Annotated in this window: 1 protein-coding gene; it reads left to right on the top strand. The window is 51.9% G+C overall.

The genetic code is table 11. The annotated features are described in order from the left end of the window. On the top strand, nt 1–559 hold a 559-nt coding region (locus AC4FS3_RS29265), incomplete at both ends, for a hypothetical protein (protein WP_491023458.1).

Here is a 559-nt window from a genome sequence, read left to right as displayed (position 1 = left end):
AGGGCAGACAATTTTTCTGACAAGCGGCATGTCAAACAGGGGTGATGGTATTTTCAGCTTTCTGGCCTTCAATATGCAAGCTCCCCAACCTTATCAATATTTGCGCCCGGAATCCGGTAGCAATGAATGGCGCGCCGGCGCTGCGCTCGCGAATGTGAACGGAAATGTAATTATGGTAATGGACGCCCCTTCCTCCAGCGGAATGGGTAATATGTTTCTGCTGGACCGCGGACTGCGGGGGGAGGAGCGGGAGTACGTGGGGATGACATATTTCCCACCCCAGGGCACCCCGTTTCTAACATACGATGCGCCACTTCTTCTGCCTCAGAAAACAATGATATCAATGCAGACATTCAACATCACATCGTGCGACATGCTCCCCGACATGGGGGAAATATTAGGCAACGCAAATATTAGCATTCCCGGCGGCCTTTTCACGACGTCGTCAACAGTCTGGAGCAGCGGGTTGTGCAATCTGGCCGCCACCGCGAGTCAAAATACGTCAAACCCGGAATTTAAGATCACATATGACACATCCCCTACCTCAAAGGGGAAATCC

The organism is Pseudogemmobacter sp. TB195, from assembly GCF_058313095.1.
Note: the sequence above shows the minus strand (reverse complement) of the source record. Positions and strands in the feature narration are given on the sequence as shown.